A 26728-nucleotide genomic window follows, 5' to 3' on the forward strand; every position below is an offset into this window, starting at 1 on the left:
TTAATTTATTGAAGGGTATTCAAATGGAGGCTTATTCCGGGATTAGACGGAAAATCCTGGTAACAAAACTTTATTCAATGGGTTTGATCCATTTGATATAAAAGTTTTATTAAAGTGAAAGGTGTTAACTACGAGATAGGAGGGCCCCGAAGGGTATGAGATGATAATGTAGAAAAATATGGAATTAAAGGATAATCCCTAAAACGTTGCTTTTCAAAATTGCTATACCAAATGAATTGATCATCTATATCAATTATTGCAGCAGAATTTTGAAGTAGTTGAATTTTGACATTCAGGTTTTTTTCGATCCCTTTTACATATTCAAAAGCTCTTTCATTTGAAGAATGCTGAAAATGCTCAAAAATGTGACCTAATTCTGAATGTTTTTGATCTATATGTTGAGAAGCTATTATTGATTCCTGCGAAATAGCATTTTCTTTATTTTCTGCAAGATCATTATGGGGCACAATATCGTGACCTACCATGATGATGGCAGCAGTAAAGAACAATATATTTCTAATTAGTTTCAAATATATAGAGTCGAAATTTTATTGACAATGCGAAAGTAATAATTATTTTTATTCTTTTTTTAGTTTACACTATATTTTCCTGAAATTCTATTCAGATAGAAAAATAAACCATAAGAACCTTAGCTCCTATGGTTTATACTTCAACTAATTAACTTACTGAATATTTAGAGTTCTATACTCAAATAACCTTTCTTTTGTAGTTGAAAATCATGCAGAATACCATTGTCCACCACTTCAAGTACCTCTGGGATATCTTCTTTATTCACTTTGAACTTTTTTAAGGAGAACCCACATACCACAATTTTTACGTGGGCTTTTTCAGCTTTTTCAATAAAGCTTTTCATCATTTCTTTATCTGTAAGTTCCTCTACGGTTTTTCCACAGATAATCGCCTGGAAATCCCCGAAACTCTCCCCATCTTCTTCCGCCAGCGCCTCAGCAGTTAAAATAATTGGCTGAAGTTGGGGGATTTTTTTCGTAAGCACCACATAATTATGTGAGTGATGGTCCTGTGTGGATGTTTGTGCAATTAGAGCATTCGAAAATGCGAGTGTTAAAAGAAACACTCCTAAAATTAGCTTTTTCATAATTATTGTTTTTTAAATGTTTGAATATCGTTTAATATAAAAAATAGAAGCCCTCCTAATATGGCTATATTTTTAAAAAGAGGACCTAAAGTGTGAATCTGTCCTACCTGGACGGTTAAAGTAATTGGAATTATCACTGCCGCCAGGGCTACTGCTGCCCATCGGGTTTTATAGCCGATAAGCAAGCAAAATCCAGCGATCATCATTACAATTCCCGATATGACCACCAAATATTCAGGATTACCAAAGAAGTAGGCAATGCCTTTAAACCTCGCCTGATCAATCCGATTTAGCGTTTTTTCCAGATTCAAAATATGATTAAAACTCGCTACTAAAAATATTCCGCTAAGTAAAATGCGAAATAGCTGTACCGATCTGTAGGATACAGAAATAGTTGCTTTCATATAATTCAATAAAATTTAGGAATAATTAAGGCTGAAAAATATATTTTTCCAAACCATTTTAAATCCTATGAGATTAATGAATTTTTGGGAGGCGGATATAATTTTCTGGGATGAACGCTTATAACTAATGGCCTAACATAAACAAATTCCCTAAGATTCTGATCTTGAATTTCAGGAATTTCAATTTCATCTGTAGACTGATAATTATTTGAACAGATCCTGGCTAGTTTCAATAATTGTATTGGAGAAGAGGTTCCAAAATGGTCACCGTTTTCCTGAAGATTATTATTTTTTCTTTCACAGAAAGGATTTAGCAGGATTACCTGATTAGTATCCAGTATAAAACTGAAAATATCAGAATCTACCGTGATAAGTTTTCCTGAAAAAATTATCATCAGTAATATCGCTATAGATTGTTTTATTATCATAGATTATTCAAATGTATGAGAATTAAATACCACTCCATGTAACCTTTGTTACACTGAAAATTTAACATATTTATGTAACAATCGTTACGTTAAGGGTTTTTTATCTTCTTATTTTTACAATGAATTAAAAAATATGAGCTATGGAGTATTATTTTAACAAGAAAATTACGGGAGAATTTGAAGAAGTAATCAAAAAAGTTACTGATGAACTGGAAAAAGAAGGTTTTGGGGTATTAACAGAAATAAATGTCACCGAAACCCTTAAGAAAAAACTGGATATCGATTTTAAAAAGTATCGTATTCTGGGAGCCTGCAATGCCCCTTATGCCCACCAAGCATTGAAAGCAGAAGATAAGATTGGCACCATGTTACCTTGTAATGTAATTGTCCAGGAAATGGAAAACGGAAAAATTGAAGTCGCTGCGGTAAATCCAATGGCATCTATGCAGGCGGTAAAAAACAAAAACTTGGAACAGGTCGCCACAGAAATTGGAGATAAGTTAAAGCAAGTAATAGCCAGGCTATAATTTTTCAATTATACAAAGATGGATAGAAAAAATCCAGCCAAAAAGAAAGGGATTGAAAACCAGAATTATACTGAAAGCCAGCATACCGCTTATTGTATAAGTCAGCGGTATGGTTCCCAGCCATTTGCTGAAATTTTAGATAACGTAAAGGGAGCATTAAAAAGAAGGGGATTTGATATTCTTTTTGAATTAAACCTAAAAGATTATTTAAAAGACCACTTAAAAGATATGCCCTCACAGGTTATACTATCGGTTTGTAATTCGGAGACGGCTTCCAGTGCAATTTCAAAAGATCCACAAACCGGTATTTTTCTGCCTTGTTCTGTAACTGTAAAAGAAGTTGAACAGTGAAATATAGAAGTTTCCATTGAGGATACTGGTATTACCTGGTCCCCGTCTAAGGAACTAACCCAAATTGCAAAAAAAACTACTGAAACCTTAAAGGAGATTTTATCCGAGGCTGAACAGCCGGGAATGAAATTATGAACTATGACTCTGAATTAATAAATTTTAAGTATTGTGAAAGTTTAATTTCTGTATTCAGTAGATATTTTAAAAGTTATAGTTCAATATAAAATCTACATGAAATAAATCTGTTTTATTCAGGTAAAAATTAGGATTGTTAGGAAAATCCCCATTTGCAAATTTGGTCACAAACAAGAGTTCCGGTTTTAAGTTTTTCAATTGCTTAACTAAGAAAAATAAATCAAGATTTATCTGGGTATAATCAGGTACCGCATATATGTTTGCTTCAGTATCCAGAACAGATGGCTTCCACTGATGGCCTATACTAAGGATTGTTTGACTTGTAGATCCATGATCCCTTAAAATATCTACTGAATACATAATTAAGGCATGATTATCTGCAGAGCCTTCACTCCGCTCCCTCTTCTGAAAACTGAATAAAATATCTCTACCCCATTCTCGTGGAAAAATAAACTGAGTAAGGGGAGTTTTTTGTCATTTTACTTTTACTCCAAGGATATCCGAGGAATTAGCTGGATTTCCGGTCCAGTCCCTGCCCACGGCATACGTACCTATGCTTTCTCCAATACATAAAATTCCCCGTAGACCTAGGCGCCACCGCATTAAATATTCCTGTCCGGAAAAAGATGTTATCATCAGCTTCAAATTGATAACGTATTCCTTGGACTCGAAATCATTCTCCTTTCTTCAGAGTTTACCAATGGCCTTTATTAGAAATATTCATATGATAAGATCGTAATTGACCACTGAGTATACTACGGCTTTTTCTTCTTTAACTTCCTGGAAAATTAAAACTTGTGGTATAAGAAAGCTATTAGTTTTGAAGAAGAAATTATTATTGTCATTTGCTTTTTGTTATACCGTATTCCAATTTGTAATATTTAATAATAGTTGGAAAGGGTCCGTTTTTATGTTGATCTGCTAAAAAATCGTCTGCCCAAGGGCCGTACGGGGTTGAAACTGGTTTTAATTTTAAATCTGGATAATCCTTTTCCAGATTACTTTTTCGAGGGCGCTCAAAACTATTGATGTACCCAGCCAAATGGTAGGCCTCTTCATCGGTTAATTTTGGATTATCCCATGTTGCCTGTCCGAATGGCATATTCCCCTTGATAAATTGGGCGGCGGTAATTACCCGATGCATCCCTGCTCCGTTATTATAACTGTCTGCCCCCCAAAGAGGTGGATATTTATACCCCTTGGTAGAATCTGTAAAACGTTGCCCCTTTCCATTTTCACCATGGCAAACGGTACATTCTTTAGAAAATAATGCTTTTCCTTTTTCCAGATCAACCGCAACTTCAGGAATGGAAATTTTAGGAAAACCTTTAAATTCTTTTTCTCTTTCCTTTGGCAAACCTTCACCCAGCCATTCCATATAAGCTACAATCGATTTCATTTCCCTGGATAGAACACGGAGTTTATCCCCATCCATACTACGTTGCATGCAGCCGTTGATCCTGTCTTCAATGGTTCCTTCACTATTTGATCTTCCCCGGAATTGTGGAAAACGATCCGTAACTCCTATCCATGATGCTGATCCCACCTGTGTACCTGCTTTCAAATGGCAATTTACACAAGCCAGGTTATTTCCTGCATAACGCATATCAGGATCTTCGGCCATAGGCCCCATGTACTTCGGTGATTCTGCAATAAGTTGATAGCCATATTTTACATCCGATGGCATAAAACCTGAGGCTAATTCTGCTTCTATATCTTTGGGTTTCCAGTCTTTCGCAGAAATTTCAGTTTTAACAAATAAAGAAGGATTAAATTCAAATAGTAATACGCCCGAGAACAATACAACTATAAGTACAATTAAGGAACAAAAAAAATAAGCAATGGATTTTATTAAAGATCTAAAATCCTTCATATTGAAATATTTAAATCACTCAATTTAAATTACTTTTGAGAATATTATGGTTTTCAAACATATAGTATACCATTAAAAACCTACGTAACAAATGTTGCATAAGTTTAGTCAAAGAGGTTTTATATTTGATAGTTTTAAGGAAATTTCAAATGAATAAAATGTCACATCTTAAGTTATCTGTTCTCCTATTAATATCATTTCCCCTTTTCTTTAATAGTTGTAAAACAACTAATGATACAAGTACGATGAATGCTGAAAAGCCGGATATAAACAAACGAGTTTCAGTATTGCACACTAATGATATACATGGCTCCTATATGCCTTTTCAAACAACTTTAGATAATGCTACCGCTCAAACCGGAGATTCCATTGATAACCCTATGAGGTTTAAAAAATTGGGTGAAATTGGAGGAATGGCGTGGATGGCAACAGCCGTCAAATCGATTAGACAGAAAAAAGGGACGGAAAATGTAATTCTGCTTGATGGCGGGGATACATTCAGTGATGACCAGTTAGGTAATTTGACTAAAGGAGAAGCGATGATTCGTATGATGAACGAATTAGATTATGACCTGATGGCTTTGGGAAACCATGATTTCGACTATAGCCTAAAAAGAACACGAGAGTTAGAAAAAATGGCTAATTTCCCTATGCGTGCAGCAAATATTATAGATCAGGAGACAGGTAAGCCTATTTTTAAAGAACCTTACATATTGTTCAAAAGAGATGGTTTGAAAATAGGTGTACTTCCAGTAGGATATCGAAATACTCCTTTAACAGGTAACCCAAAGAATATTCAAGGTCTGAAATTCACCAGCGGCCTGGAAGCCATTGAAAAATATCTCCCCGAATTAAAATCAAAAGCCGATATTGTTATTTTACTTTCTCACGAAGGTATGGCTGTAGATAAAATTATTGCTGAAAAAATAAGTGGGATAGATTTAATTATTGGAGCTCACAGTCATGATATTATTGAACCACCTATAAAAATAAACCAGACCTATTTAGTTCAGGCTTTATCTGATGCCGCTGTATTGGGAGAAACCGAGTTACTTGTTTCAAATAAAAAATTAACGGGTATCAATACACAATATCATTATTTATGGCATGACAAATATACCGCAGATCAGAATTTAGAACAACTAATCCAAAAACTACGAGCACCATATTTAACGAAGCTGGAAGAAAATATAACCCGAACTGATACGGTGATTGGAAGGCAATACAAATCTGAAAGCCCTTTTGACAAAGTTGTAACTAATATAATGAAAGAAGAGTACAACACAGACGTGGCTTTTCTTCCTGGAGTTGGATATGGTATTTCTTTGAAAGAAGACATAACAAGTGAAAACATCTACAAGCTTCTCCCTCACCCTGCGAAGATTGTTACTCTGGAAATGACTGGATCGCAGATTCGAAAAACTTTAGAACAAACTGCAGCTAATTTAAAGCCAGAGAATAAAATGGAGGTCGTTGGAGGCCTTATACAGTCATCGGGTATACATTATCATATAGACTTATCTAAAACAATAGGAGACCGGGTCTCGGAAATTAAAATTAAAAATCAGCCTATTGTAGATAGCGAGATATATAAGGTGTCCACACATTCTGGTATGCTCAGCGGGATTCATAATTATGTTGAATTTGCTAAGGGTACTAATATTCATAAAACTAAGGTTGTCCTTAATGAGTTTATTTTAGAAGAATTCAGAGAAATGACAAAAATTGAATATCCTGAAAACATGGGAGAAGTTACTGTGGTCAAATAATCACTCTTGTTAATGAAGATTTAGATGAAAAATATATTCATACTCCTAGGGGCGCTTACTATCAGTTTTCAATTCAATGCTCAAGAATGGCAAACACCTGCGATAGAAGGTTATGGACAAGTTAAATATTATGAAGAGGTTGCCGAATTACCGGATACTTCCCTTACGTATAAAATGATTTTTAATATTGAAAATGAAAAGGAGAAAGAAGGTGTTAATGTAGGGCTATGGAAAATCGCGCGAACTCTCAATTTATTAAAAGCAGGAAATGTAGTTCATAAAAAGATAGATATTGTTGGGGTTATACATGGAGAGGCGACTTATGCTATCCTTTCCAATGAAGAATATAATAAACGATTTAAGACTCAGAACCCTAATTTGAAACTATTGAAGCTTTTAAAAGAGAACGGTGTGACAATTTTTGTTTGTGGCCAGGCGATGGCTTCGAGAAAGATAAAAAAAGAAGATATGAATGCATATACTGAAATGGCACTATCCGCTTTAACTGTATTGCCTCATTATCAATTGAAAGGTTATGCACTCATCCCTTAATTTCATAGAATCTTAACCAAGAAAGATTGTTTATATTTTTCCTTTTATAAGGTGTATTTCAGGGTAGTCTCTAAAATATTATTAGAAGTTTGAGAATCTTTTAGACTATCAAAACTATAACTGTACAAGTACCCGGAGGAGAACGTTAATTTTTCAGATATTTGAATATCATAACCCAGAAACAAACGATTTTCATCTATAGTTTTTGGAATAAAACTTTTATTGGTTTTCATCAAAATTTCTTCCTTAAAGCGCAATGCTATATATTCAAATATTTTTTCGTTTCCCACAGGGATTTTAATTGTAAACCGATATCTAAGACGGTTTTTGTAATTATACCCCTTCACCAGATAACTTCCCCCATCTTCAATAATATTTTCCTTAAACCGTTCTTCCAACCTAAACCGGTGAAAAATCCTAAAATTTTCGAATCCCTGCTTAAATAGGATTTGCTGCCATATATTTTTCTCTGAATTATCTATGGGAACATCTAATTCAAATGATTGATAATTTTTACTGTAGGTTACTCCCAACCCAAGCTGAATATCCGGCTTAATACTATATAATATTGCTGGCCGGATGAGAAATTGTTGCCAGGTTTCTATAAAATTCGTTCTACGAAATTTAATTTCGTTTTTTAGCGATAAATTCTTCTCTAGTTCTAGATTTATATTAATATTATTCCATGAACTGAAATGAACCTTATTTTCTTGTGCAGCTAAGAGATTCGAGAATAAGCAAAACTTCAAAAAAATTAAAAGAGATATTGCTCTATTAAAAGTTGAGCTTTTGTAAAAGAAAAAAGAAAGGGTCATTGAAACACAATATTTAAACTTAAAAAGTTGTTTTACAGTGAATTAAAAAAAATGCTTATGTAAATAAAATTAGTATTACAAAGGTGTTTGAGGTTTGTTTTGATGTAACTATTGATTATACTAATCTGAAGATTTCTTTATTGCCTGGTGCAAAATTTGAATTTTCCTTTAGATAGTCCTTCATCGCCTCGACAGCATTTTTATCGTACTTTTTTCGATTCTTACCATACTTACTAGCTACACCCTGAGTTGTAACAAAGCTGACCTTATAGGTTTTTTCAAAATCAATATGTCTTCCTTTATAGTATATTTCCTGTATACGATGTCCTTTAGGATTTTCAATTCGAAGATTTACTTGTAGCCCTAAACAGCGTTTTACATATCCTCCCATTTGACCTAAGGGATTACAGGAAAAGCTACGTTCCAGATTTTCTTCTAACATCTCTTTTATTTCTCCCCCTGTAAGTTCTACAGTTGAAACAGGTGGGTTCATTGGGGCAATATTATATAAGTGATCCTCAGTGATGTTTCCTTTTGGAATGGGTGCTCCATAACGCCAGCCATTAGAAAATGCAATTTCAGTATCTGTACTACTGGCAATTGCCCTGAGGAGTAATTCATCCATGGTAGAATTTGTAGTGCTGTATCTATGTAAAATCTTACTGGTAGTGCCAATAGCAACTGTCCTCATCTTTGTATATGGTTTCAAAATATCCTGAACCATTCTATCCATTTCTGGATTTATTGGTAAAGAAGCATCAACCCTAACCAACTCATAATCGAAATATTTAATTTCTTTATCCTCAACTTCGATGGTAAAATTACCTATAAATGCACCATGACATCCGCACTGTACTATTCTTGCTCCATTTATTTCAATTGGTGTGTAAATTCTGTTATGGGTATGGGCACTCAAACAGATATCTATACCTTCCACTTTTTGCAATAGTTCCACATCCTGTGGAAATCCATTATGGGAAAGCAGGATAATCATATCAGATCCTTTGGCTTTTAAATTTTTTATATGTTCTGGTATTTCATCCAAACCAGAAGTAAACTTCAGGCCTTTACTCATCTCAGTAGGCATTACTTTATCTACAATCATTGAGCAAATACCAATCACCCCAATTTTGAAATTTTCGTTCTCAAAGAAGGCTGTGGGTTGCATGAAATTTGAGCCATCTTCAGAAAATACATTACAGCCCAAGACAGGAAAATTTAACTGACTATCTATTTCTTTTAAGACATCTGGGCCATAGGCAAAGTCCCAATGTCCGACAAGGGCGTCAAGTTTTAAAGCGTTTAAAATGGAAACCATCGCTTTCCCGCCGGAATCTACCACTGGTTTTGTACCGTGTAGGGAATCTCCGCCATCAAAGACCAATGTATTTGGATTTTCTTTACGCACCTGCTCAACAAAGCCGGCAATATAGGCATAGCCTCCAGCAGTTTCTACAACCTCTCCGGATTCATTATAAAACAGCTCAGGATGTGGAGCGATGTAACCATGTACATCGTTTATAAATAAAATATTTAATTTCATGTTATTCACTTTTTAAAGAATCCAATATTTACGGATAATAAGTTGTTCAATATTTAAGGTTCTATTCATTCTGTCTCTGGATTATCCTGGAAGAAGCCATATTATTTCCTTGTCTTCCCTGGAATTCCTGTATACCATTGTCCAAAAATTCAACAAAATTTTCAACATTCAGATCATAACCTTTTGGTGCGCTTAATAAAGATCCTTTATTATCTACCAGTGTATAATATGGTTGGGCATTGGCATTGAGCTTTTGGATCATAAAATCCAAATTTTGTTTACCAATTGTTTTTTTAACTTTTTGATCATGTGCAGATACATACCACTCAGATTCCGGTAATTCTGTTTTCTCATCTACATACAAGGCCACTACTACATAATCATTCTTTAACCGTTTCAGTACTTTGGGATCGCTCCAAACAGTGGCTTCCATTTCACGACAGTTCACGCAACCATGTCCTGTAAAGTCAATAAATAAAGGTTTATTTTGTTTTTGAGCACATTCTAAAGCCTGTTCATAATCAAAATATCCCTGGATATTATGTGGTAATTCCAAAAACTCATCATATTTAGGAGTTGCGCAATTTGCGATACTGTTATCACTTTCATTCCCCATTTCGGGAACTGAAGCCTGTATATCAAAATTCTGGCTGCTCATAGGTGGCAGGTATCCTGCTAATGGTTTTAATGGTGCTCCAAACAACCCGGGAATCAGGTAAACCACGAAGGTGAAAACCAAAATGGCTGAAATGACCCTGTATACCGAGGTATTTTCGGTTTTCTTTTCATGTGGAAACTGAATTTTACCCAACAAATAAAATCCCAGGAATGCAAAAATAACGATCCAAAGGGCTAAGTATATATCTCGGTCCAGTAAATTCCAATGATAGACCTGATCTACAATACTTAAAAACTTAAGAGCCAGGGCTAATTCTATAAAACCAAGTATCACCTTAACAGTATTAAGCCAGCCTCCGCTTTTCGGCAATGATTTTAACCAATGGGGAAATATGGCAAATAATGTAAATGGAAGTGCAAATGCTAATGAGAAGCCAAACATCCCAATAAGGGGCTTAATCGTTTCCCCATTTGCAGCCTGCAAAAGAATAGTGCCGGCAATTGGGCCCGTACAGCTAAAACCAACCAGCACGAGAGTAAAAGCCATAAAGAAAATACCCAAAATGCCCCCTTTATTAGAATGAGCATCCATTTTATTTACAAATGAATTGGGTAATCGAATCTCAAACAAGCCGAAAAAAGATAGCGCAAACAGAAGAAAGATAAAAAAGAAGAAAAGATTAGGAATCCAGTGGGTACTTAAAAAATTTGCAAAATCGGCTCCAAACAATAGTGAGAAAACGGTCCCTATCAAGGTATAAATTAAGATAATTGAAAACCCGTAAAGCAAAGCCTGGTTTATTCCATTGGCGCGACTCCCGTTGGATTTTGTAAAATACGTAACCGTCATAGGAATCATAGGAAAAACACAAGGAGTCAGTAAAGCTGCCAGCCCCGCACCAAACGAAATAAAAAAGAATACTAATAAAAACGAAAAACCTTCTTCAGATTTGGTGTTAGATTGAAATTCATTCTGAAAAGCTTCCATTTTAAATACCTCTCCATCGTTATTTTTTTCGGAAGGGGATTCTTTAAAACTCGTCACAGAAATCTCACTGGTAAATGGTATACATTGCCCATTTACATCAGAACATATCTGGTAAGAAGCTTCAGCTTTTATGACCGGATCTACGTTCTTAATCATGATTCTCTGTTCAAAAACGGCTTCATTGGTGAAATACGTGTATTCTCCTTCATAAAGCTCATCATACTTCCTTTTCGCTCCGACGGGATTAACTTCACCTACCACCTTAAATTCAGGTTTGTCTTCAAAATGAAACTCGGTGACAGTTGGCCCAAGGTTCTTACTAAAATCACTGGAATACATATACCAGTTTTCCGCTATTTTAGCCGTGAATCTGGCGGTGACGGTGTCACCTGGGATATAAGTATCTTCTAAAATCTCTGCATTCCACTCTGGCGCTTCCATAAGCTGACCATAGGTATTTGTACCCACAGCCAGCATTATAAAAGCTATTATAAATCTAAACATCGTCATGACCTCTTAATTACCTTCTGAATTTATTTTAAACTATTCAGAAATTTTTTGAATTCATCAGTATTATAATCGGCCATTCCTTTATGCGTAAGTGCCAAATTTCCTTCAGCATCGATTACAAAGGTTGTTGGCAAGGCTGAAGATTGATACATCGCCGGCAACGGTCCTGCCAATTCATAAATTGGCAGCCCGTAATCCTTTTTTTCTTTGAATGCCACCGCGGTATCGAAATTCTGATCCCTGGAGAGCATAACGAAGGCCACTTCATCTCCCATTTCTTCATGTAATTTATCAATGGCCGGCATCTCTGCTACACAAGGTGGGCACCAAGTAGCCCAAAAATTCATAAAAATCACTTTTCCTTTAAATTCAGATAAAGAAACTATATTTCCTTCCGGATCACGAAGTTGAACATTCATGTTTGCTTTCGGATCTTCGCTAATTTCTTCCATAGATTCGGGTCCAGATGTACTCGCTTGTGCCATTTCTCTTGTTTCCGTAACATCAGGATTCATCAATCCTGTTTCAAGTAAGCCTCTCTGCGCAAACCCGATAACCTCAGTATGTAAACCGGTGGCATATAATACAAGGGCTATAGCACCAAAAATGAGATACTCCAGCCATTTTTTATTTCTTTTATTTTTTGTCTTATTCATAATACTATTTAATTAAATTTATATTCTGTACCTGGTACCGTGGAAAAAGAATATTTTCCTAAATATTCACAGTAAGCTCTTCCTTCCAGGCCAGGAGAAACAGGGGAATTTTCCTTTAGGTATTCCTCAACCACGTCATGAATGGTATAATCCATTATTTCAACATCTTTTACATTAGGCATTCGGCATAAATTATTCAATGGATCTCCCGGTCTCACACAGGCCGAAATCGTATAAAGTTTTTCATCCTGAACTGGTTCTCCATTAACAGTTATCTTTTGAATTCTATCTCCCATATTGTTCTGGCTATTAAATTCTACCTTCATTCCTGAAAATCTTACCAGCCATCCTCCGAAACGTTCGGTAGGATTCTGTGAAAAAGCATTATGCATTTCAGTTTCCAGCCAGTTTTTTATCTGTTTACCAGAAGCTTTCCCTGTTTTTACTTTTTCGTTTACAGGGAGAAGATTCCAAAGATTTGCCCGGGTAATTGGAGCTGGCTCTCCGTTTTCAGGTACGATGGGATTCCCGAAACGGAAGCCATTGGAAATGGCTATATCTACCCCGGTTTTCCACCTGGCTGCATCTGTTATCATATTATCCATAGGATTCTCAACGGTTAAGTACCTGTACAGTGGTTCAGTAGTGTATCCTATTACGGTTTCCAGATGTTCCCTGTAAGGTTCCTTTGCTTGATCCACCAGAGATTGTATCCTTTCATCTGCCGGAAATTTTTCAGGATCTACTTCTATAAGCTCGTACGAATCACTGACGAGCTTGTTATCAACAAAATTTAACTGTAGTTTACCCACAAAAGAGCCGAAAGCTCCGGGCTCCGTAACCTTAGCATATTTACCCTGAATGAGTTCCTGAACTCGCTCGTGAGTGTCATTCCCCAGAATATAATCTACAGGCTCTGCCAATGGATTATTTGCAAGTTCTACCTGCTTAAAAATCCCAATATGAGTTATAAGGAAAAGAACATCTACCTCTTTCTCCTTTTTTAATTTTTCAAGAGTATTGGTAAATTCCTCATCCATTCCGCTAAACTCAATCCCTTGACTAAAGATGGGATTTTGTCTTACCGGCACATCGGGATCGTTAAGTCCTACAAAACCAATTCTAACACCTTCGATTTCTTTTATCCAATAAGGAGGAAAGAGATCCTCCCCAGTTTCCTCGTGATGCATGTTATGTGCGATAACTTTTGTATTATAGTTTTTCATTACATCCAGCATCACTTCTTTGCCATAGACCACCTCCCAGTTACCGGGAATAATTACATCATAGCCCATATTTTTAATAATATCGGGGATTACTTTACCTTCTGATAAAGCCGCATAACCACTTCCCTGAATAAGGTCTCCCCCATCCACGATAAGTGTTTTACCCGGATTCATTTTACGTTCCCTTTCAAAAAGAGTCTTTATATTGGCCAGGCCACCTCTATTCTTAAAAACAATTTCTTCATTTTCCCAGAACAATTCTGGATGAGTATCCAATTGCCCATGTATATCGGCTGTTTGTAACACCGTAATACTTAAGGTGTCCTTGACCGTTTGATTACTGCTTTTGTGGGTTTTCTCGGTTTTAAAGGATATGATAATAATAAAGGTTCCTATTAAACCAAAAGTGATCAGTAATTTACTTCTGAATTTTTTCATACTTACAGACTTAAACTTTTATATCCTTTTTTTTGAAGTTGGAAATTGTACAGGATTCCGTTCTCCACAATTTTCATCTCCTTGGGGACTTCCTCTTTATTCACCTTGAACTTATTCAACGAAAAGCCGCAGGCTACAAGTTCAACCCCCAGGTTTTCAGCTCTGGCTATAAATTCTTCCATTTGGGCAGGGTCGGTTATATCACCTATTTCTTTTCCACAGATGATCACTTCAAATTTCCCAAAATGTTCTCCATCTTCTTTTTTCAAATTTTCAGCCGTAATAAGTATGGGCTGTAACTGTGGAACTTTTTTGGTGAGTACCACATAGTTATGTTTCATGTCCTGCTGTGCATTTACCTCAGTTCCTGCAAATAATGTAAGCATCAGTAAGATGCTGCTAAAAAATATCGTTTTCATTTTATTTCGTTTTAAAAAGTTTATCAGTATCATTTATTATAAAAAACAGAAGGCCACCCAGTATTGCTATGTTTTTAAAAAGAGGCCCCAGTGTGTTTATTTGTCCTACCTGTACCGATAGGGTTATGGGTAGTAATACAAGTATTAATACGATTGCCGCCCATCGGGTCTTATATCCAATAAGGAATAAAAAACCTGCTGCCAGCATTACGATTCCGGAGAGAATTACAAGCCATTCTGGTTCGCCAAATAAGTAAGCGATACCTTTGAAGCTGGCCTGTTCAAGCCGGCGGACCGTTTTCTCAGTGTTGAGCAGATGATTGCTGCCTGCCACCAGAAAAATGCCACTAACCAATATTCGTAATAACTGAATGGAACGACGACTTATAAAAATTTTGTTCGTCATTATGTATGTTATTGTAATTGATAATTTGGTCTGAAATGGTATAACTAACCATTGCAAGAAACTAAAATCTCAACTACACTAACTTTGGAGGTGGTGAATGACTATCCAGATACAGATAGCTTAATTTTGAAGAATAAATGGTATTTTTCTCGAAGAACACCTCCGATAATCTAGGCGTCCAGGAAAAAATATTAAAATTGAATTGAGGAGTACAAAAACTGCTAATCTCAACCATCAAATTCTGATTCTCTACATTTTGAACAAACTCATACGTCTTCTCCTTATCAGAACTCAAAGCTTTTTTTTCGCAGTAAGGATTTACAAAAGAAATTGTCCCCTTTGACAGCAGGTTGATAAGACTTGCATCTACAATCAATAACTTCCCTAAAAATAGAGGGATCAGAAATAATGATATAAGAGCTTTTGTACTCATTGAAACAAACTTACAAATTGCTTAGGATTTAAAAGGTAACAAATGTTACACATAGAAAAGATAATTATAAATCTAGTACCACTAAACTGTTTCTTCGTAATGAAATTTTGCCATCCATTTCGAGGGTTTTAAGCAATCTTGAAATCACCACTCGAGAAGTATGAAGGTCGTAAGCGATCTCCTGATGGGTTATTTGTAAGGTTTCATTTTGATTGATTTTAGCCTTATCCCGGAGGTAATGCAGTAATCTTTTATCCATCCTAAAGAATGCTACAGAGTCAATAGCGTCTAGCATTTCCTTAAGTCTTAAACTATAACTCTGAAAAACAAATGTTCTCCAGGATTTATATTTTACAATCCATTCCTCCATTTTTCCTACAGGAACCATAATTAATTTCGTATCCTTTTCGGTAACCGCTTTTATATCACTTTTGCTTCTATTTAAACAGCAGGTAAGAGTCACCGCACAAGTATCCCCTCTTTCTAGAAAATAAAGTAATAATTCATCTCCATCGCTATCTACCCTTGAAATTTTTATAGCCCCATTCAGTAACAATGGTATTGAGATTCAGGATAGGTGATTTCTGATTTTAATATAGTAGTTTCCATTAACTTTTTCTTTTGTCGGTTACCTTATAACGTGTTGTGTTATTTGTTTGCTAAATTTCCATATCGCTTGTTCCAGCAATTAGTGTCAAGACAGATATTCTGAGATACGGAGGGAACACTCATTTTAAGAATGTCAGCTATATCGCAAGGGCACAATTCATTCTCTATGTTCAACAGGAATAGGATTTTCAGTCGTACCCCGCTTTCCGCAAGAGACAGAATTTTGCTTATTGCCTTAAAGCCGTCCGAATTATTATATTGTTTCCTTGGAAGACGATATTTGCTTCTTGTCCCCTTCATTCCGTGGAGAAGTTATTTCTAGGCTCATCTTTTTTTACTCAAAGTAACAACAATTATATATTTATCGTATGATTTAACAAAATACTTGAATAATAATGCAAATAACTGTAAACTTTTAAACAATCCTTGGTTTTTAAAATCCTTTAATCAAATCTCATCCAATGACTTTCGGTGTTTGTCCACAGATTTCTTAAACTGCGTGGGTGCTATTCCCATTACTTTTTTGAACTGATTGCTTAAATAGGCAACGCTACTATAATCTAGTTTAAAAACTATCTCACTTAAAGTCAATTTATAATAATCAATGAATTCTTTAACACATTCAATTTTCTGGTTGATGATGTATAACTCAAATGCTATGCCTTCTACAGCAGAAAAAAAGAGCTAAGGTACTTATAGTTAAGATGTAATTTTTCACTTATAAATTCTGGCCATTTTATATCGAGTAACTTATTGGAGTGGTGAATTTTTTCCACTACCAGGCTTTTCATTTGTTCAATGAGTTGACTTTTTCGATCGGTTTTTAGACTAAAACCAGAATTCCGAAGTTCTTTTTTCAAAAGGTTTTTGTTTGTTCATTTAATTCTTATTCTAAATATACTTCACCCAGTTTGATGACACTGTAAGAAATTTTCAACTTATCTAAGATAAACGCGACTGAGCTTATACAGCGTGCACACACCATATTTTTAATATAAAGAGTTGGAGTTATAAAGTTAATTACCGGGACCATAGAATATTCTTAGTCTGCCCAAAAATGCGCAAAGGAGCCACGAATCCACCAATAAATTGTAGAAAGTATTCGTGGATTAGTGGCATAATATAATATAAATATGTCTTTAAGGTAAATTCATTAGGCCCAAACATCTTAAATTATTTAGAAGTACCCGCATTATTCTGGTCATTTAAAATGGAACTTAAATTGATAACTCGATAAAGAGTATTAATCATAATTTAGGTTTTAAATATATACTTTTAAGCCATAAAAGCAACAGAAATAGCAGCAAATAAGGCTGCGAAAAATAAAATAACCAAAGCAAGAATACCATAAATTTTATCTTTTTTAGAAATAGTATCTTTCTTGTATTTTGTCTTTTTCCGGTTTTTATTTTTTCTTCTATCTCTTCTATTTGCACTCATTATATTATATTTATATGATTGGTAAAATTGTCCAGTTAAGAGTTATTTCTTATAATTAGCTAAGAATCAAAAGATATGATCGTCCTAATTTTATTAAGTAACCTCAGGCAAAAAACCGCCCTGAAATTACTTTAAACGCATATATGAAAGTGAAAGGAAAGAGTAGTTTTTAAGGACTGCGAAAGCACAAAATATTATAGATTAAGAGCATCAAACTGGCAATTGACCAGTTGCGACCTCAAAAACATTGAGGTAGTTTTCAAATAGGTTCAAAAACTAACATAGCCTGCTAAATCGTAAATAAAAACCCGGCCTAAACCGGGTCCCAGTTACAATTAAGCCAGATAAGCTTCACAAGCTTCTACACATTCTCTACAAGCCTGCGCACAATCCTTGCAGTGTTGATGATCATGCTTATCGCATTCATCTGCACAATCCTGACATACCTTTTTACAATATTCAACCAGGGCATTCACATCGCTATAACTCGTGGCTAAAATTTGATTTAAAGCAGCACAGGCTTCAGCACATACCCTGTCAATTCTAATGCAATCTTTCATCATCTTTACATTGTCTTCATCAAGACAGGCATCAGCACAATAATTGCAATGGTTAATACAATTTCCAAGTGCATTAATTAATTTTTCATTTCTCATAATATTTATTTTTAATGGTTTATGTCGAAATTATAAACTAAAAACCAAAGTGGGTTTTAAAATTATGCTAAGATCTTTCAATTTTAAAGGTATTTAACAAAGTCCTTAAAATTTTAAGGCTTTTTTTCTTCTAATTGTGTCCATTTCCAGCCATCCTGCAATAATAAGGTCTTGAAAAATCTGCGTTTTTTCATAAATTTTTCTTCTATATCTTTTTGTTCTATAGTGGTAGACACCAAGCCGTGTTCCTGCAAAATTGCAACCGAAATTTTTGCAGTATTTTTTTCTTTAATATTGATATGGGTAACTTCAGATATAATTTTAAAATAATTTTCAAAAGCTACAATCAAAGGCCGAATATCTTCTAAGGGGGGCTGTTTTTCCTTTTTTATTTTATGGGTAAGGATAACTAATGCCTCGTATAGGCGCGCCAGTTGCAAAACTACATTGTTACTTTGATTTGGGTTGTGGAAATAATGAATAACCGGATATGTTCTATGATGCTGGCTGTATTTAATAATAGAGTCGGATATATCATCAATTTTATTCGTCAGTCTTGAAAAGTCTTTTTTATTCCAGGAATTAAGTACAATTTCTTGCGGTGTGCTTCCTAAGGTACTAAGTTTTATCCCCAATTTTTGTTGGTCTATAACTGCTGAAAGAACGGGAATAAAATAAGTTACCGACATAGTAAGAAGAATAAGACCTGTAAAGGAATAAATAGTGGTTAGTAGCCTCCAATAATTTCCTGCCGCTATAAAATCACCAACGCCCAGAGTGGAGAGGGTAAAACCGCTATAATATATTACCTCCCATAATCCTGCGGTGGTCTTGGTGGAACTTTGAATTATTGATCCAGGATTGGAATATAAAATCAACACCATACTACTCCACAGGGCAAAGACCCAAATTATTACAATTGCAATAAGCAGGATATAACCTGCATGACTTAAAAATTTTGAGCTTCCGTCTTTGCCAGAAATATTTAAAAATCCTTTCCAGAAAAAATGGGAAAACCGGCTGGTTAACCACCCCCCACCCTGCAAGGAAAGAGTTGTTTGAATAACATCTAACACAATTAATAGATAAATAATTATGCCTAAGATTGAAAGAATGTTCATATTTTATGCTTTATTTTATTTGACCTAAGTAGCCCCTTGAACAAGCTAACCCTGTTAAACTTCCATACCAAGGGAAACTTAGACCATATTTATACTTTTCCGGTCTTTTACTTGTAACTTCCTATAACCTGAAGGGGAAAGCCCAGTTGCCTTTTTAAATGAAGTTGAAAGATAGGCGGCTGTGGAATATCCAAGGTTATCTGCAATCATCGCGATACTCCAATCATCGTAATTTAAAAGTTCTTTTACGCGTTCAATTCGAACCGAGATGTAAAGCTGCTGAATACTCTGTCCCTCCCTATCTGTAAAGATGTGGGTTATATGTCTATAATCGAAGTGCAGGTGCGAGCTAGGCATAGTTGAAAATTTATCGTTTGCGGTGTCTTTTGAATAAACCTTTTTAGTAATTAAGGATTTTATCTAATTAATTTTTCATTACGGCTTTCAATGATCTCGAACCCTAATTTTTCAAATTCTGTTTATAGTTGCTCTTTCTCAACAGCAGAGAGCTTCCTTTCTATAATGGCCTCACAAAGGTTTACCACGGAAAAAGGAATATTCAAATTATTAAAAATTTCTTTTACCACTATAAGCACCTCTAGCACACCACGTTTATTTATGCACCCTTTATTTACTTTGACCCAAAAACTTTTGAACAACCTACAAGGTGCGAAAACCAAGCAAGTTATTCTTACGCTTATTTGATTGTTTCTTGAACTCTACCACATTTCAACATTTTATTTCCGTAATATGGATTAAAAATATCTTTTGAATTTGAATACCAATAGTCTCCTTTTCCTTCAAAAGCCATGGGGCAGTATTGCTTATAGATTTCTCCAGAGGCTAATGCATTCCTTAAAACAGGTTCCATAGCTTCTGTAAGTTTAGAAAAAGCTTCCCGCTGCTTATTTATATTACCGCTTTCTGCAATTTCATTTGCAATAGCCACTATACCCTTCTTATTGGTTGCCGTTTCCGCAAGTTCTGCTGCTTTTGCACTAGCGGCTTGGGAATTGGTATTTACAAATGCGTCTTTAATAGCTACATACAGGTCATAGAGATCAGCAGTTTTTTCATCCTTAAATTCTGCTTGCAATCCTTCATCCTCATAGCCTTTTGCTTCAGCATTTTCATCAATGTTTGGCTGGTGCATTTCATTTTGCATAGGCTTTGGGGCATCCTTTGTGTTTTGGTCATTTTTACAGGAGAATATCGCTAAACTTCCAGCAATGAGACTTAAAACTGTTATGCTTCTAATTATTTTTTTCATTTTCCGATTTTATCGCTATTAATGTTCAAAATTAGGTTTATTTGAATTTTTTTTGAAATTTTCTTATTGATGGTGATGAAATATACCAGAGTAAAAAACCGCTCAAGACCGTTATAAGGCCCATAAGAGAAAAAATACGTAGTACAAGGTTATTAAAATCGTCCCTTCCTTCGTAATCCATGGTATGGGTCATCCAAAGAAAATCGAACCAACGCCAGTCGCGATAACGTACCGTTTTAAAACTTGCATCGGTAGCACCCACATAGGCTTTTAGGTTTTTAGGTTGGGCATAATTAATAACATAAGCCGGAAAAGATCCACTACGGTATTCATGATGATCCCCGACTTTGTTGATTTTTTCTACTGAAATTATTTTAAAATCATCTTTTACATATCGTTGCGCAATATTCTTGGCATCTTCTTCTGAAATTTCATCGATAACTTTGCCATCTTGTGCGTGTACCAGTTTTTCGTTGTTTACAAAATAGTAAGGCATTCCCGAAACTTCTTTTAAACTAATACTATGAATTTTCATTTCTGGAATGAGCGTGGAAATACCGGCAAGATTTTCAAAATTTGAAGTTTCAGGAGGCAATTTTTTAAAGTGATCTCCGTGAATTTCATCGATATCGGTCCAGCTAAAATACATCCCGCTAATAGTCCACATCAAGAACTGAATGCCTATAAAGATTCCCAGATATCGATGGGCTTTACGAATTTTCATCGCTGTTTTTCTCTTCACCATTTCTAATTAACTTCCATATATTAGATTATTCTTTTTACGTTTGCAATTATGTTTACGTTTACCTACGTAATCCATTACAAATTTACTTTTAGTCATTAAAGATCACTTATAAAGTTCACTATAGGATTTACTATCCGACTCACTAATTTTTCTTACAATACTGGTTTTGTTTATTCCATTTCTATCTGAGATACCCATTGATAGTAACAATTCCTTTAAACCCTGAATGGTGTTTTTATGATAATTAGCCACTTTGTGTTTCTTATCCTCAACTACCAAAGCCTTTACCCGCTTTGAATCCATAGTGGTTATTCCGGTAGGGCAGGTATTTAAATTGCATTTTAAAGATTGGACACACCCCAGGGCAAACATCATACCCCTGGCACTGTAACAAGCATCGGCCCCAACGGCTAATGCTTTATAAATATCGAAAGAAGAAATTATTTTTCCCGCAGCTATAACCTTAATATGTTTGCGCAGATTATATTTTTTTAAAGTTATATCCACAAAGTGGAGCGCCTCAATTAAAGGTGTTCCGCCCCAATGTAATCCATCCATGCTTGCAGCCCCAGAACCACCTTCTGCTCCATCTACCGCAATAAAATCTGGAAAATTATTTTCTTTATTTTTCGAAAATATTTCAATCATCTCATCAAATTCGAGTTTTAAACCAATACAGAGTTTAATCCCTATAGGTTTTGCAGAGGAAAGATCACGTAATTCTTTGATAAATTTAAGCAACTCGTTAGGGTTACTGAAAGCACTGTGGTGCGCCGGGGAATGAATCTCTGTATGTGCTTCAATATCCCTATATTCTGAAATCTCCCTGGTATTTTTACTGGCAGGAAGTATAGCACCAAAACCTGGCTTAGCTCCTTGTGAGATTTTAATCTCGATCATTTTTACGAGATCATTCTGGGCTATTTCAGTGAACTTTTCAGCATCAAAATTCCCTTCAGCATTTCGGCATCCAAAATATCCGGTGCCAAATTGAAAGATTAGATCTGCCCCGTATTTTTGATGATAAGGTGTAAGCCCCCCTTCACCAGTGTTTTGTGCAAATCCCGCTATTTTAGCCCCTCCATTAAAAGCCAGGGTAGCATTTTTACTAATAGAGCCATAACTCATTGCCCCTAAATTCAAAATACTTGAACTGTAGGGCTTAGTACAATTTGGACCTCCAATATTAATACGAAAATTATCGCGAAATTCCTTTGAGGGAAATGTAGAATGCAAAAACCATTCACGGCCAGTACTCTCATAAGATAACTGGGTGCCAAATGGCTGATTCATGTTTGCATTTGCGGCCCGCTTATATACAATTTCCTTTTGGATCCAATTGAAGGGCATACCTTCGGCGCGGTTGAGAAACAAAGCTTCTTGCAAAACGTGACGTTGTTCTTCTAATAAATTGGTAAGCCTACCAAATAAAGGATAATTACGCTGAATATTGTCTGCTTTTTGAAAATAATCTTTAAAGCCCAATATATAAATAGGAAGCAATAAAATCGCTATCCACCATAGATGCGGCCGCCACAATATAATTAATATAAGTCCTACCGCGGATACTGAAGAACCTATTAAAAAAAAAATTCTCATAAATCCAATTTAATGCGAGTGTCCTTCGCCTTTGCTATTTCCATCTGTTTTTTCAGTTTCAAGATATTCGCCCTGCGGGCCCACTCCTTCTATATATACCAGCTGGGAACCATAATGTCCTGCTTCTGCAACAGAATATGCTGAAAAAGCAAGAATTAGGAATACAAAAATTTCAAAAACCCGGTTCTTCTTCAATAAAAATAAGCTGATCAATTTTAAGGTAGCAGCAACTGCGCTGGAATAAATGGTCCATTCGGCAAATTTATCATGCTGTTCTAATACTTTTTTGGCCATTTCAGTTAAATCCTGGGTATGGGGATGGGCATACACCCCGGCTATATAGGCACCGATAAACCCTCCGCCTACGGTTAAAAGGATTATCCAATCCAGATTCCTTTTCAGAGTAAAAATCTGAATTAGCTGCAAAAATGCCCCCAGTAAAAGCAAAACAATGGGAAAATGAACCACCAAAGGATGAAGATTTGGAAAATCATCAAGCGCCGCCTTAACTTCCCTGAAACTATCTTCTGATCCTAAAGCCGGATCCTGCCTGGTATTTTCTGTAGCTATATTTGTGGTTATAGTATCGGGGTCTAATCCCTGTTCCTGACCTAATGGAGAATGATTATGATCGTCTTGCGCCGGGAGTAATAATGGCAACATCATTAAAAAGAATATAAAGACAAAATTTTTCATAAAAATAAATGGAGTTATAAAGTTAATTACCGGAAGCATAGAATATTCTTAATCTGCCCAAAAATGCGCAAAGGAGCCACGAATCCACCAATAAATTGTAGAAAATATTCGTGGATTGGTGGCAGAGTATAATGTAAATATGTCTTAATGGTAAATTCATTAGGCCCAAACATCTTAAATTATTTAGAAGTACCCGCATTATTCTGGTGATTTAAAATGGAACTTAAATTGATAACTCGAAAAATAAATTTAAAATCCATACCGGGTATCTTAAATATCTGCCATATCGCTATATGGTTTGGAATTCTACAATGAAAAAAGAAAAAGGAGGGAAATTAAGACTTCAACTAATTATCATAAACAACGATCCCTCCATTTCCTTTAAACTTTAATCCCAGATTCTAATCATGATCCATAGACTCATTATGGTCCATTTCCATATCGTCACCTTCCATCCCTCCCTGTTCCATTTCCATATCGCCGTGGTCATCTTCGGTGGTTTCCCTACAGGAAATCATGGTAAGGTTAAAAGTTCCCACAAATAAGACTAACAGTAAAATTCTGAATTTTTTCATTGTTCAATTATTTAATTAAAGGTTCGAAATAACTTTTTGAAGTTTTACCTTGATCTCTTTAGCCACTTTGCCTAGCGCATCATCTTCCACCGCCTGCATGGAAGCAATGGGATTTACCACCGCTACTTCTATCTCTCCTGCCTCTTTTTCCTGTACAATCACATTGCAGGGCAGCATAGCCCCAATCTTGTCTTCCGTTTTTAGAGCTTTATAAGCGTAAGGCGCGTTACAGGCTCCAAGAATGCGATAGTTTCTAAAATCCACATCCAGCTTTTTCTTCAAAGTTTCAGTAACGTTGATCTCTGTTAATACCCCAAAACCTTCTTTTTCCAATTCCTCGGTAACTTTAACGATTACCTCTTCGAAATTTCCTTTAAGGCTTTTGTTAAAATAATAGTCCATGATTTTTTATTTAATGCGTTTTACAATTTTTTTGACTGCATTTAAAATTTACATCTTTTCCTGATGTGCCTTCATTTTGGCTTTCATCTTTTCCATAAGCTCAGGATTCTCATGCAAAAACTGGATCATTTTATCCATCATCTTCTCGGCCATTTCGGGATTAGATTTCATCTTGGAATGCATCTCTTCCATCATTGCTTCTTTCATAGCCGGATCTTTCATCATTTTCTCTTTCATCTTTTTCTTCATTTCTGGATTCCTGTCCAGTCTCTCCTGCATCATCTTATGCATTTTTTCTTTCATTTCAGGATCATCCATCATTTTCTCCATGTGGGATTTCATCTTTTCTTTCATCCCCGGGTTCTTTTGCATCATGGCTTTCATCTTGCCAGATTCCATCATTTGCATATGGCTTTGCATCATGAGTTTTCTTGCCCCTTCGTCTTGTTGTGCCAGATCAATAAATTCATTGAATTGGTTTGGGTTCGAAATAATTTCCTGGTAAACAGCGTTTCGATTGTCTGGAACATCCATTGCTTCAGAAGCGTTAAATGTTGATTTACAGCTTACCAATGTTCCTACTGCTACTATAATCATTAAGGTTTTTACAATTGTTTTCATTTTACTTTGTTTTAGAGTTAATAAAATTTTCATCGTTCAGTTTTATTTTTTATAATTCCCTTATCCTGTCCTTTCTACACTATTTTAAAGTTTCTCATCATGCCCATATCCTCATGCTCCAGATTATGGCAATGGTATAGAAACAATCCTTTATAGTCTTCAAATCGCATGATCAAATCCATTTGCATTCCTGGTAAAAGATAAACGCTGTCCTGCCAGCCTTCGTTGATAAAACCGTCTTTGGTTGCTTCCCAAAGCTTATCATCTACCTTATCAGCGTTTCGGTTTAAGATGTTGAATTGTAATTGGTGGATATGAACAGGATGTGGCATTTGCATCATATTTCCCATGCCTCCCTGACCGCCCATCATTCCGCCGTTGCCATGCATTCCGCCGCCCATCATTCCGCTGTCATCATCAGGATCTGAAGAAAACTGGTTTCCATTATTGATACGCCAAATTTCGGTAGTATCTAATTTCACGGTCTCTTCTTCGGCTACTTCGGTGCCATTATAGGTGCGACCGTTAATGGTCCATTCCATCATTCCGCCCATAGCGAAGGTGAAAGTCCTGGGATTGTCTTTATTGATGGCATCTGTGGCCGCCAATGTATTGAAAGAACTGAGCTCACCAGGTAATTGAGCATTGTTTTCTGCGAAAGCCCCCACATTTATTTCCAGAATATCAAACTGAGTGTCATAAGGCAAGTGATTGCTACTGCTATTTCCCATCATCCCGCCATTCATCATGCCACCACCCATCATGTCCAGTGGGATAGGTAAATGGACCAGTTTAATACGACTATTTTCTGACTGTTGAGATAAATCCAACCATACATCTACCCGCTGCGCTGGCCCTAAAATTAGATAGGGCAATTTTTTTGGCGCTTCCAATAGCCCCCCGTCCACACCAAATACTGTGATAGGTTCACCATTGTCCCACGCCAACTTATAAGCCCTGGAATTGGAACCGTTTAAGAGCCTTAAACGATATTTCCCGTTTGCGCCCAGGTTCAGGGTATTATCAATTTTACCATTGATCAATATTTGCTCACCTAAAAAACCCTGCATTCGATCCATCTCTCCATCGCCCAGGTATTGGAGCTGTTTATTATCATTAAAAGTCCTGTCCTGGATCACCACGGGAATATCATATTCACCCTGGGGTAGATTTAATTTTCCTTCTTCTTTATCAGATACGATAAACAATCCTGCCAGTCCCTTATATACCTGTTCCCCTGTATGTTTATGCGGATGTGGGTGGAACCAATACGTTCCAGCCCTGTTCATCACTTCAAATTCATAATAATAGGTTTCTCCTTCACTTATTACATGCTCTGGGTGGCCATCATTCTCGTGAGACACGTGCAGGCCATGCCAGTGCACAATAGATTCGGCCGGAATCTGGTTTTCATACCTCACCCTAACCTTATCCCCTTTCTTTACCCGAATAACAGGTCCTAAATAGCTACCCTCTATATTTTGTAAATTATCTTCGCTACCTTTTATGATAGATGCTTTATAGGAATATGTTTTGGTACTACTGTTTGGATAGATGCTGGTCTGGGAAGGTAATGCGGTAAGTTGTAGATCTAAATCGGCAATAAAATCCTTGTCCATTTTATTTACGGTCTCAGGATGCCGGGTGGAGGTATCCGATTTACAGGAGGCAAAAAAAGGCATTACATAGAAACCTGCTGCTGCCAGGCTTGCAGTTTGTATAAAATTCCTTCTGTTTACGTTTTTTTTCATCATTATATTATTTTGAATGGCATCCGTAACAATTT

The 26728-nt window shown here is 35.9% G+C and carries 33 protein-coding genes and 2 pseudogenes; 4 read left to right on the forward strand and 31 right to left on the reverse strand.

Features of this window, described 5'->3' with window-relative positions; all coding sequences use genetic code 11:
- Window positions 1-128 precede the first annotated feature (128 nt).
- From FG27_RS00985 to FG27_RS01000, 4 genes are all read right to left on the reverse strand, one after another.
- The gene (locus FG27_RS00985; protein ID WP_037314372.1) at window positions 129-530 is read right to left on the reverse strand and encodes a hypothetical protein; all 402 of its coding nucleotides are present in this window, start codon (window positions 528-530) and stop codon (window positions 129-131) included.
- A gap of 164 nt (window positions 531-694) precedes the next feature.
- Entirely contained in the window at window positions 695-1117 is a 423-nt protein-coding gene (locus tag FG27_RS00990; protein WP_037314375.1) for a DsrE family protein, read from the reverse strand.
- A gap of 2 nt (window positions 1118-1119) precedes the next feature.
- Window positions 1120-1521, reverse strand: coding sequence for a DoxX family protein (locus tag FG27_RS00995; RefSeq protein WP_037314378.1), 402 nt, complete (start codon window positions 1519-1521; stop codon window positions 1120-1122).
- Between the two features lie 65 nt (window positions 1522-1586).
- Entirely contained in the window at window positions 1587-1949 is a 363-nt protein-coding gene (locus FG27_RS01000) for a hypothetical protein (RefSeq protein ID WP_037314380.1), read from the reverse strand.
- 140 nt (window positions 1950-2089) lie between these two features.
- Between FG27_RS01000 and FG27_RS01005 the strand changes: the two genes are divergently transcribed.
- Together FG27_RS01005 and FG27_RS01010 are read left to right on the forward strand one after the other, a co-directional pair.
- Window positions 2090-2476 (forward strand): DUF302 domain-containing protein, encoded by a 387-nt coding sequence (locus FG27_RS01005; RefSeq protein ID WP_037314385.1) that lies wholly within the window; start codon window positions 2090-2092, stop codon window positions 2474-2476.
- Window positions 2477-2494: 18 nt separating this feature from the next.
- The gene (locus FG27_RS01010) at window positions 2495-2827 is read left to right on the forward strand and encodes a DUF302 domain-containing protein (protein ID WP_051935720.1); all 333 of its coding nucleotides are present in this window, start codon (window positions 2495-2497) and stop codon (window positions 2825-2827) included.
- A gap of 201 nt (window positions 2828-3028) precedes the next feature.
- On the opposite strand, the gene FG27_RS01015 is transcribed toward FG27_RS01010, so the two are convergent.
- From FG27_RS01015 to FG27_RS01020, 3 genes are all read right to left on the reverse strand, one after another.
- On the reverse strand, window positions 3029-3322 hold the full coding sequence (locus FG27_RS01015) for a hypothetical protein (RefSeq protein ID WP_037314388.1): 294 nt from the start codon (window positions 3320-3322) through the stop codon (window positions 3029-3031).
- Window positions 3323-3436: 114 nt separating this feature from the next.
- Entirely contained in the window at window positions 3437-3598 is a 162-nt protein-coding gene (locus FG27_RS19050) for a hypothetical protein (protein WP_156101174.1), read from the reverse strand.
- A gap of 205 nt (window positions 3599-3803) precedes the next feature.
- A complete protein-coding gene (locus FG27_RS01020; RefSeq protein ID WP_037314391.1) occupies window positions 3804-4835 on the reverse strand; it encodes a c-type cytochrome in 1032 nt (343 codons plus the stop codon).
- Between the two features lie 245 nt (window positions 4836-5080).
- Between FG27_RS01020 and FG27_RS01025 the strand changes: the two genes are divergently transcribed.
- Both FG27_RS01025 and FG27_RS01030 read left to right on the forward strand, forming a co-directional pair.
- Window positions 5081-6604 (forward strand): bifunctional UDP-sugar hydrolase/5'-nucleotidase, encoded by a 1524-nt coding sequence (locus FG27_RS01025; protein ID WP_231563217.1) that lies wholly within the window; start codon window positions 5081-5083, stop codon window positions 6602-6604.
- 24 nt (window positions 6605-6628) lie between these two features.
- Window positions 6629-7156 (forward strand): DsrE family protein, encoded by a 528-nt coding sequence (locus FG27_RS01030; RefSeq protein ID WP_051935721.1) that lies wholly within the window; start codon window positions 6629-6631, stop codon window positions 7154-7156.
- A gap of 44 nt (window positions 7157-7200) precedes the next feature.
- On the opposite strand, the gene FG27_RS01035 is transcribed toward FG27_RS01030, so the two are convergent.
- The 24 genes and pseudogenes from FG27_RS01035 to FG27_RS01130 form a co-directional block, all read right to left on the reverse strand.
- Window positions 7201-7971: a DUF2490 domain-containing protein gene (locus tag FG27_RS01035; RefSeq protein ID WP_037314398.1), complete on the reverse strand. Its 771-nt coding sequence runs from the start codon at window positions 7969-7971 to the stop codon at window positions 7201-7203.
- A 115-nt stretch (window positions 7972-8086) separates the two neighbouring features.
- Window positions 8087-9514, reverse strand: a complete 1428-nt coding sequence (locus tag FG27_RS01040; protein ID WP_037314401.1) for a bifunctional UDP-sugar hydrolase/5'-nucleotidase — start codon at window positions 9512-9514, stop codon at window positions 8087-8089.
- 61 nt (window positions 9515-9575) lie between these two features.
- A complete protein-coding gene (locus FG27_RS01045; protein WP_037314404.1) occupies window positions 9576-11630 on the reverse strand; it encodes a protein-disulfide reductase DsbD in 2055 nt (684 codons plus the stop codon).
- A gap of 23 nt (window positions 11631-11653) precedes the next feature.
- Window positions 11654-12286: a TlpA disulfide reductase family protein gene (locus tag FG27_RS01050; protein ID WP_037314406.1), complete on the reverse strand. Its 633-nt coding sequence runs from the start codon at window positions 12284-12286 to the stop codon at window positions 11654-11656.
- An 8-nt stretch (window positions 12287-12294) separates the two neighbouring features.
- Entirely contained in the window at window positions 12295-13950 is a 1656-nt protein-coding gene (locus FG27_RS01055; protein ID WP_037314409.1) for a bifunctional UDP-sugar hydrolase/5'-nucleotidase, read from the reverse strand.
- Window positions 13951-13952: 2 nt separating this feature from the next.
- Window positions 13953-14369 carry a sulfur reduction protein DsrE gene (locus FG27_RS01060; RefSeq protein ID WP_037321871.1) on the reverse strand — a complete coding sequence of 139 codons (417 nt, stop codon included), beginning with the start codon at window positions 14367-14369 and terminating at the stop codon, window positions 13953-13955.
- Window position 14370: 1 nt separating this feature from the next.
- The gene (locus FG27_RS01065; RefSeq protein ID WP_037321872.1) at window positions 14371-14775 is read right to left on the reverse strand and encodes a DoxX family protein; all 405 of its coding nucleotides are present in this window, start codon (window positions 14773-14775) and stop codon (window positions 14371-14373) included.
- A 73-nt stretch (window positions 14776-14848) separates the two neighbouring features.
- On the reverse strand, window positions 14849-15208 hold the full coding sequence (locus FG27_RS01070; RefSeq protein WP_037314412.1) for a hypothetical protein: 360 nt from the start codon (window positions 15206-15208) through the stop codon (window positions 14849-14851).
- A gap of 64 nt (window positions 15209-15272) precedes the next feature.
- A pseudogene (locus tag FG27_RS01075) lies at window positions 15273-15773 on the reverse strand (Crp/Fnr family transcriptional regulator); the annotation flags it as partial.
- Window positions 15774-15910: 137 nt separating this feature from the next.
- Window positions 15911-16145 (reverse strand): annotated as a pseudogene (locus tag FG27_RS18855) (ArsR family transcriptional regulator); the annotation flags it as partial.
- Between the two features lie 119 nt (window positions 16146-16264).
- Complete coding sequence (locus tag FG27_RS19575; protein ID WP_346014347.1) at window positions 16265-16477, reverse strand: hypothetical protein; 213 nt, start codon at window positions 16475-16477, stop codon at window positions 16265-16267.
- 5 nt (window positions 16478-16482) lie between these two features.
- A complete protein-coding gene (locus FG27_RS19320) occupies window positions 16483-16677 on the reverse strand; it encodes a hypothetical protein (protein WP_075327055.1) in 195 nt (64 codons plus the stop codon).
- A gap of 415 nt (window positions 16678-17092) precedes the next feature.
- A complete protein-coding gene (locus FG27_RS19180; RefSeq protein WP_197051650.1) occupies window positions 17093-17257 on the reverse strand; it encodes a hypothetical protein in 165 nt (54 codons plus the stop codon).
- Window positions 17258-17592: 335 nt separating this feature from the next.
- On the reverse strand, window positions 17593-17913 hold the full coding sequence (locus FG27_RS01085) for a four-helix bundle copper-binding protein (RefSeq protein ID WP_034892172.1): 321 nt from the start codon (window positions 17911-17913) through the stop codon (window positions 17593-17595).
- Window positions 17914-18026: 113 nt separating this feature from the next.
- Window positions 18027-19034, reverse strand: coding sequence for a potassium channel family protein (locus FG27_RS01090; RefSeq protein WP_051931249.1), 1008 nt, complete (start codon window positions 19032-19034; stop codon window positions 18027-18029).
- A 78-nt stretch (window positions 19035-19112) separates the two neighbouring features.
- A complete protein-coding gene (locus FG27_RS18570) occupies window positions 19113-19391 on the reverse strand; it encodes an AraC family transcriptional regulator (protein WP_051931248.1) in 279 nt (92 codons plus the stop codon).
- A gap of 340 nt (window positions 19392-19731) precedes the next feature.
- Window positions 19732-20304, reverse strand: a complete 573-nt coding sequence (locus tag FG27_RS01100) for a DUF3347 domain-containing protein (RefSeq protein ID WP_051931246.1) — start codon at window positions 20302-20304, stop codon at window positions 19732-19734.
- Between the two features lie 37 nt (window positions 20305-20341).
- Window positions 20342-21049, reverse strand: coding sequence for a PepSY domain-containing protein (locus tag FG27_RS01105; RefSeq protein WP_034892168.1), 708 nt, complete (start codon window positions 21047-21049; stop codon window positions 20342-20344).
- A gap of 102 nt (window positions 21050-21151) precedes the next feature.
- Window positions 21152-22648: an FMN-binding glutamate synthase family protein gene (locus FG27_RS01110; RefSeq protein ID WP_037314417.1), complete on the reverse strand. Its 1497-nt coding sequence runs from the start codon at window positions 22646-22648 to the stop codon at window positions 21152-21154.
- 9 nt (window positions 22649-22657) lie between these two features.
- Window positions 22658-23344, reverse strand: a complete 687-nt coding sequence (locus tag FG27_RS01115; protein WP_075327981.1) for a DUF2231 domain-containing protein — start codon at window positions 23342-23344, stop codon at window positions 22658-22660.
- Window positions 23345-23745: 401 nt separating this feature from the next.
- On the reverse strand, window positions 23746-23919 hold the full coding sequence (locus FG27_RS19055; RefSeq protein WP_156101175.1) for a hypothetical protein: 174 nt from the start codon (window positions 23917-23919) through the stop codon (window positions 23746-23748).
- Window positions 23920-23934: 15 nt separating this feature from the next.
- A complete protein-coding gene (locus tag FG27_RS01120; RefSeq protein ID WP_037314420.1) occupies window positions 23935-24321 on the reverse strand; it encodes a DUF302 domain-containing protein in 387 nt (128 codons plus the stop codon).
- A 48-nt stretch (window positions 24322-24369) separates the two neighbouring features.
- Window positions 24370-24942: a hypothetical protein gene (locus FG27_RS01125; protein WP_037321876.1), complete on the reverse strand. Its 573-nt coding sequence runs from the start codon at window positions 24940-24942 to the stop codon at window positions 24370-24372.
- Between the two features lie 74 nt (window positions 24943-25016).
- Window positions 25017-26696: a multicopper oxidase family protein gene (locus FG27_RS01130; protein ID WP_037321878.1), complete on the reverse strand. Its 1680-nt coding sequence runs from the start codon at window positions 26694-26696 to the stop codon at window positions 25017-25019.
- Window positions 26697-26728 lie beyond the last annotated feature (32 nt).

The organism is Salegentibacter sp. Hel_I_6 (assembly GCF_000745315.1).
Lineage (GTDB): Bacteria > Bacteroidota > Bacteroidia > Flavobacteriales > Flavobacteriaceae > Salegentibacter.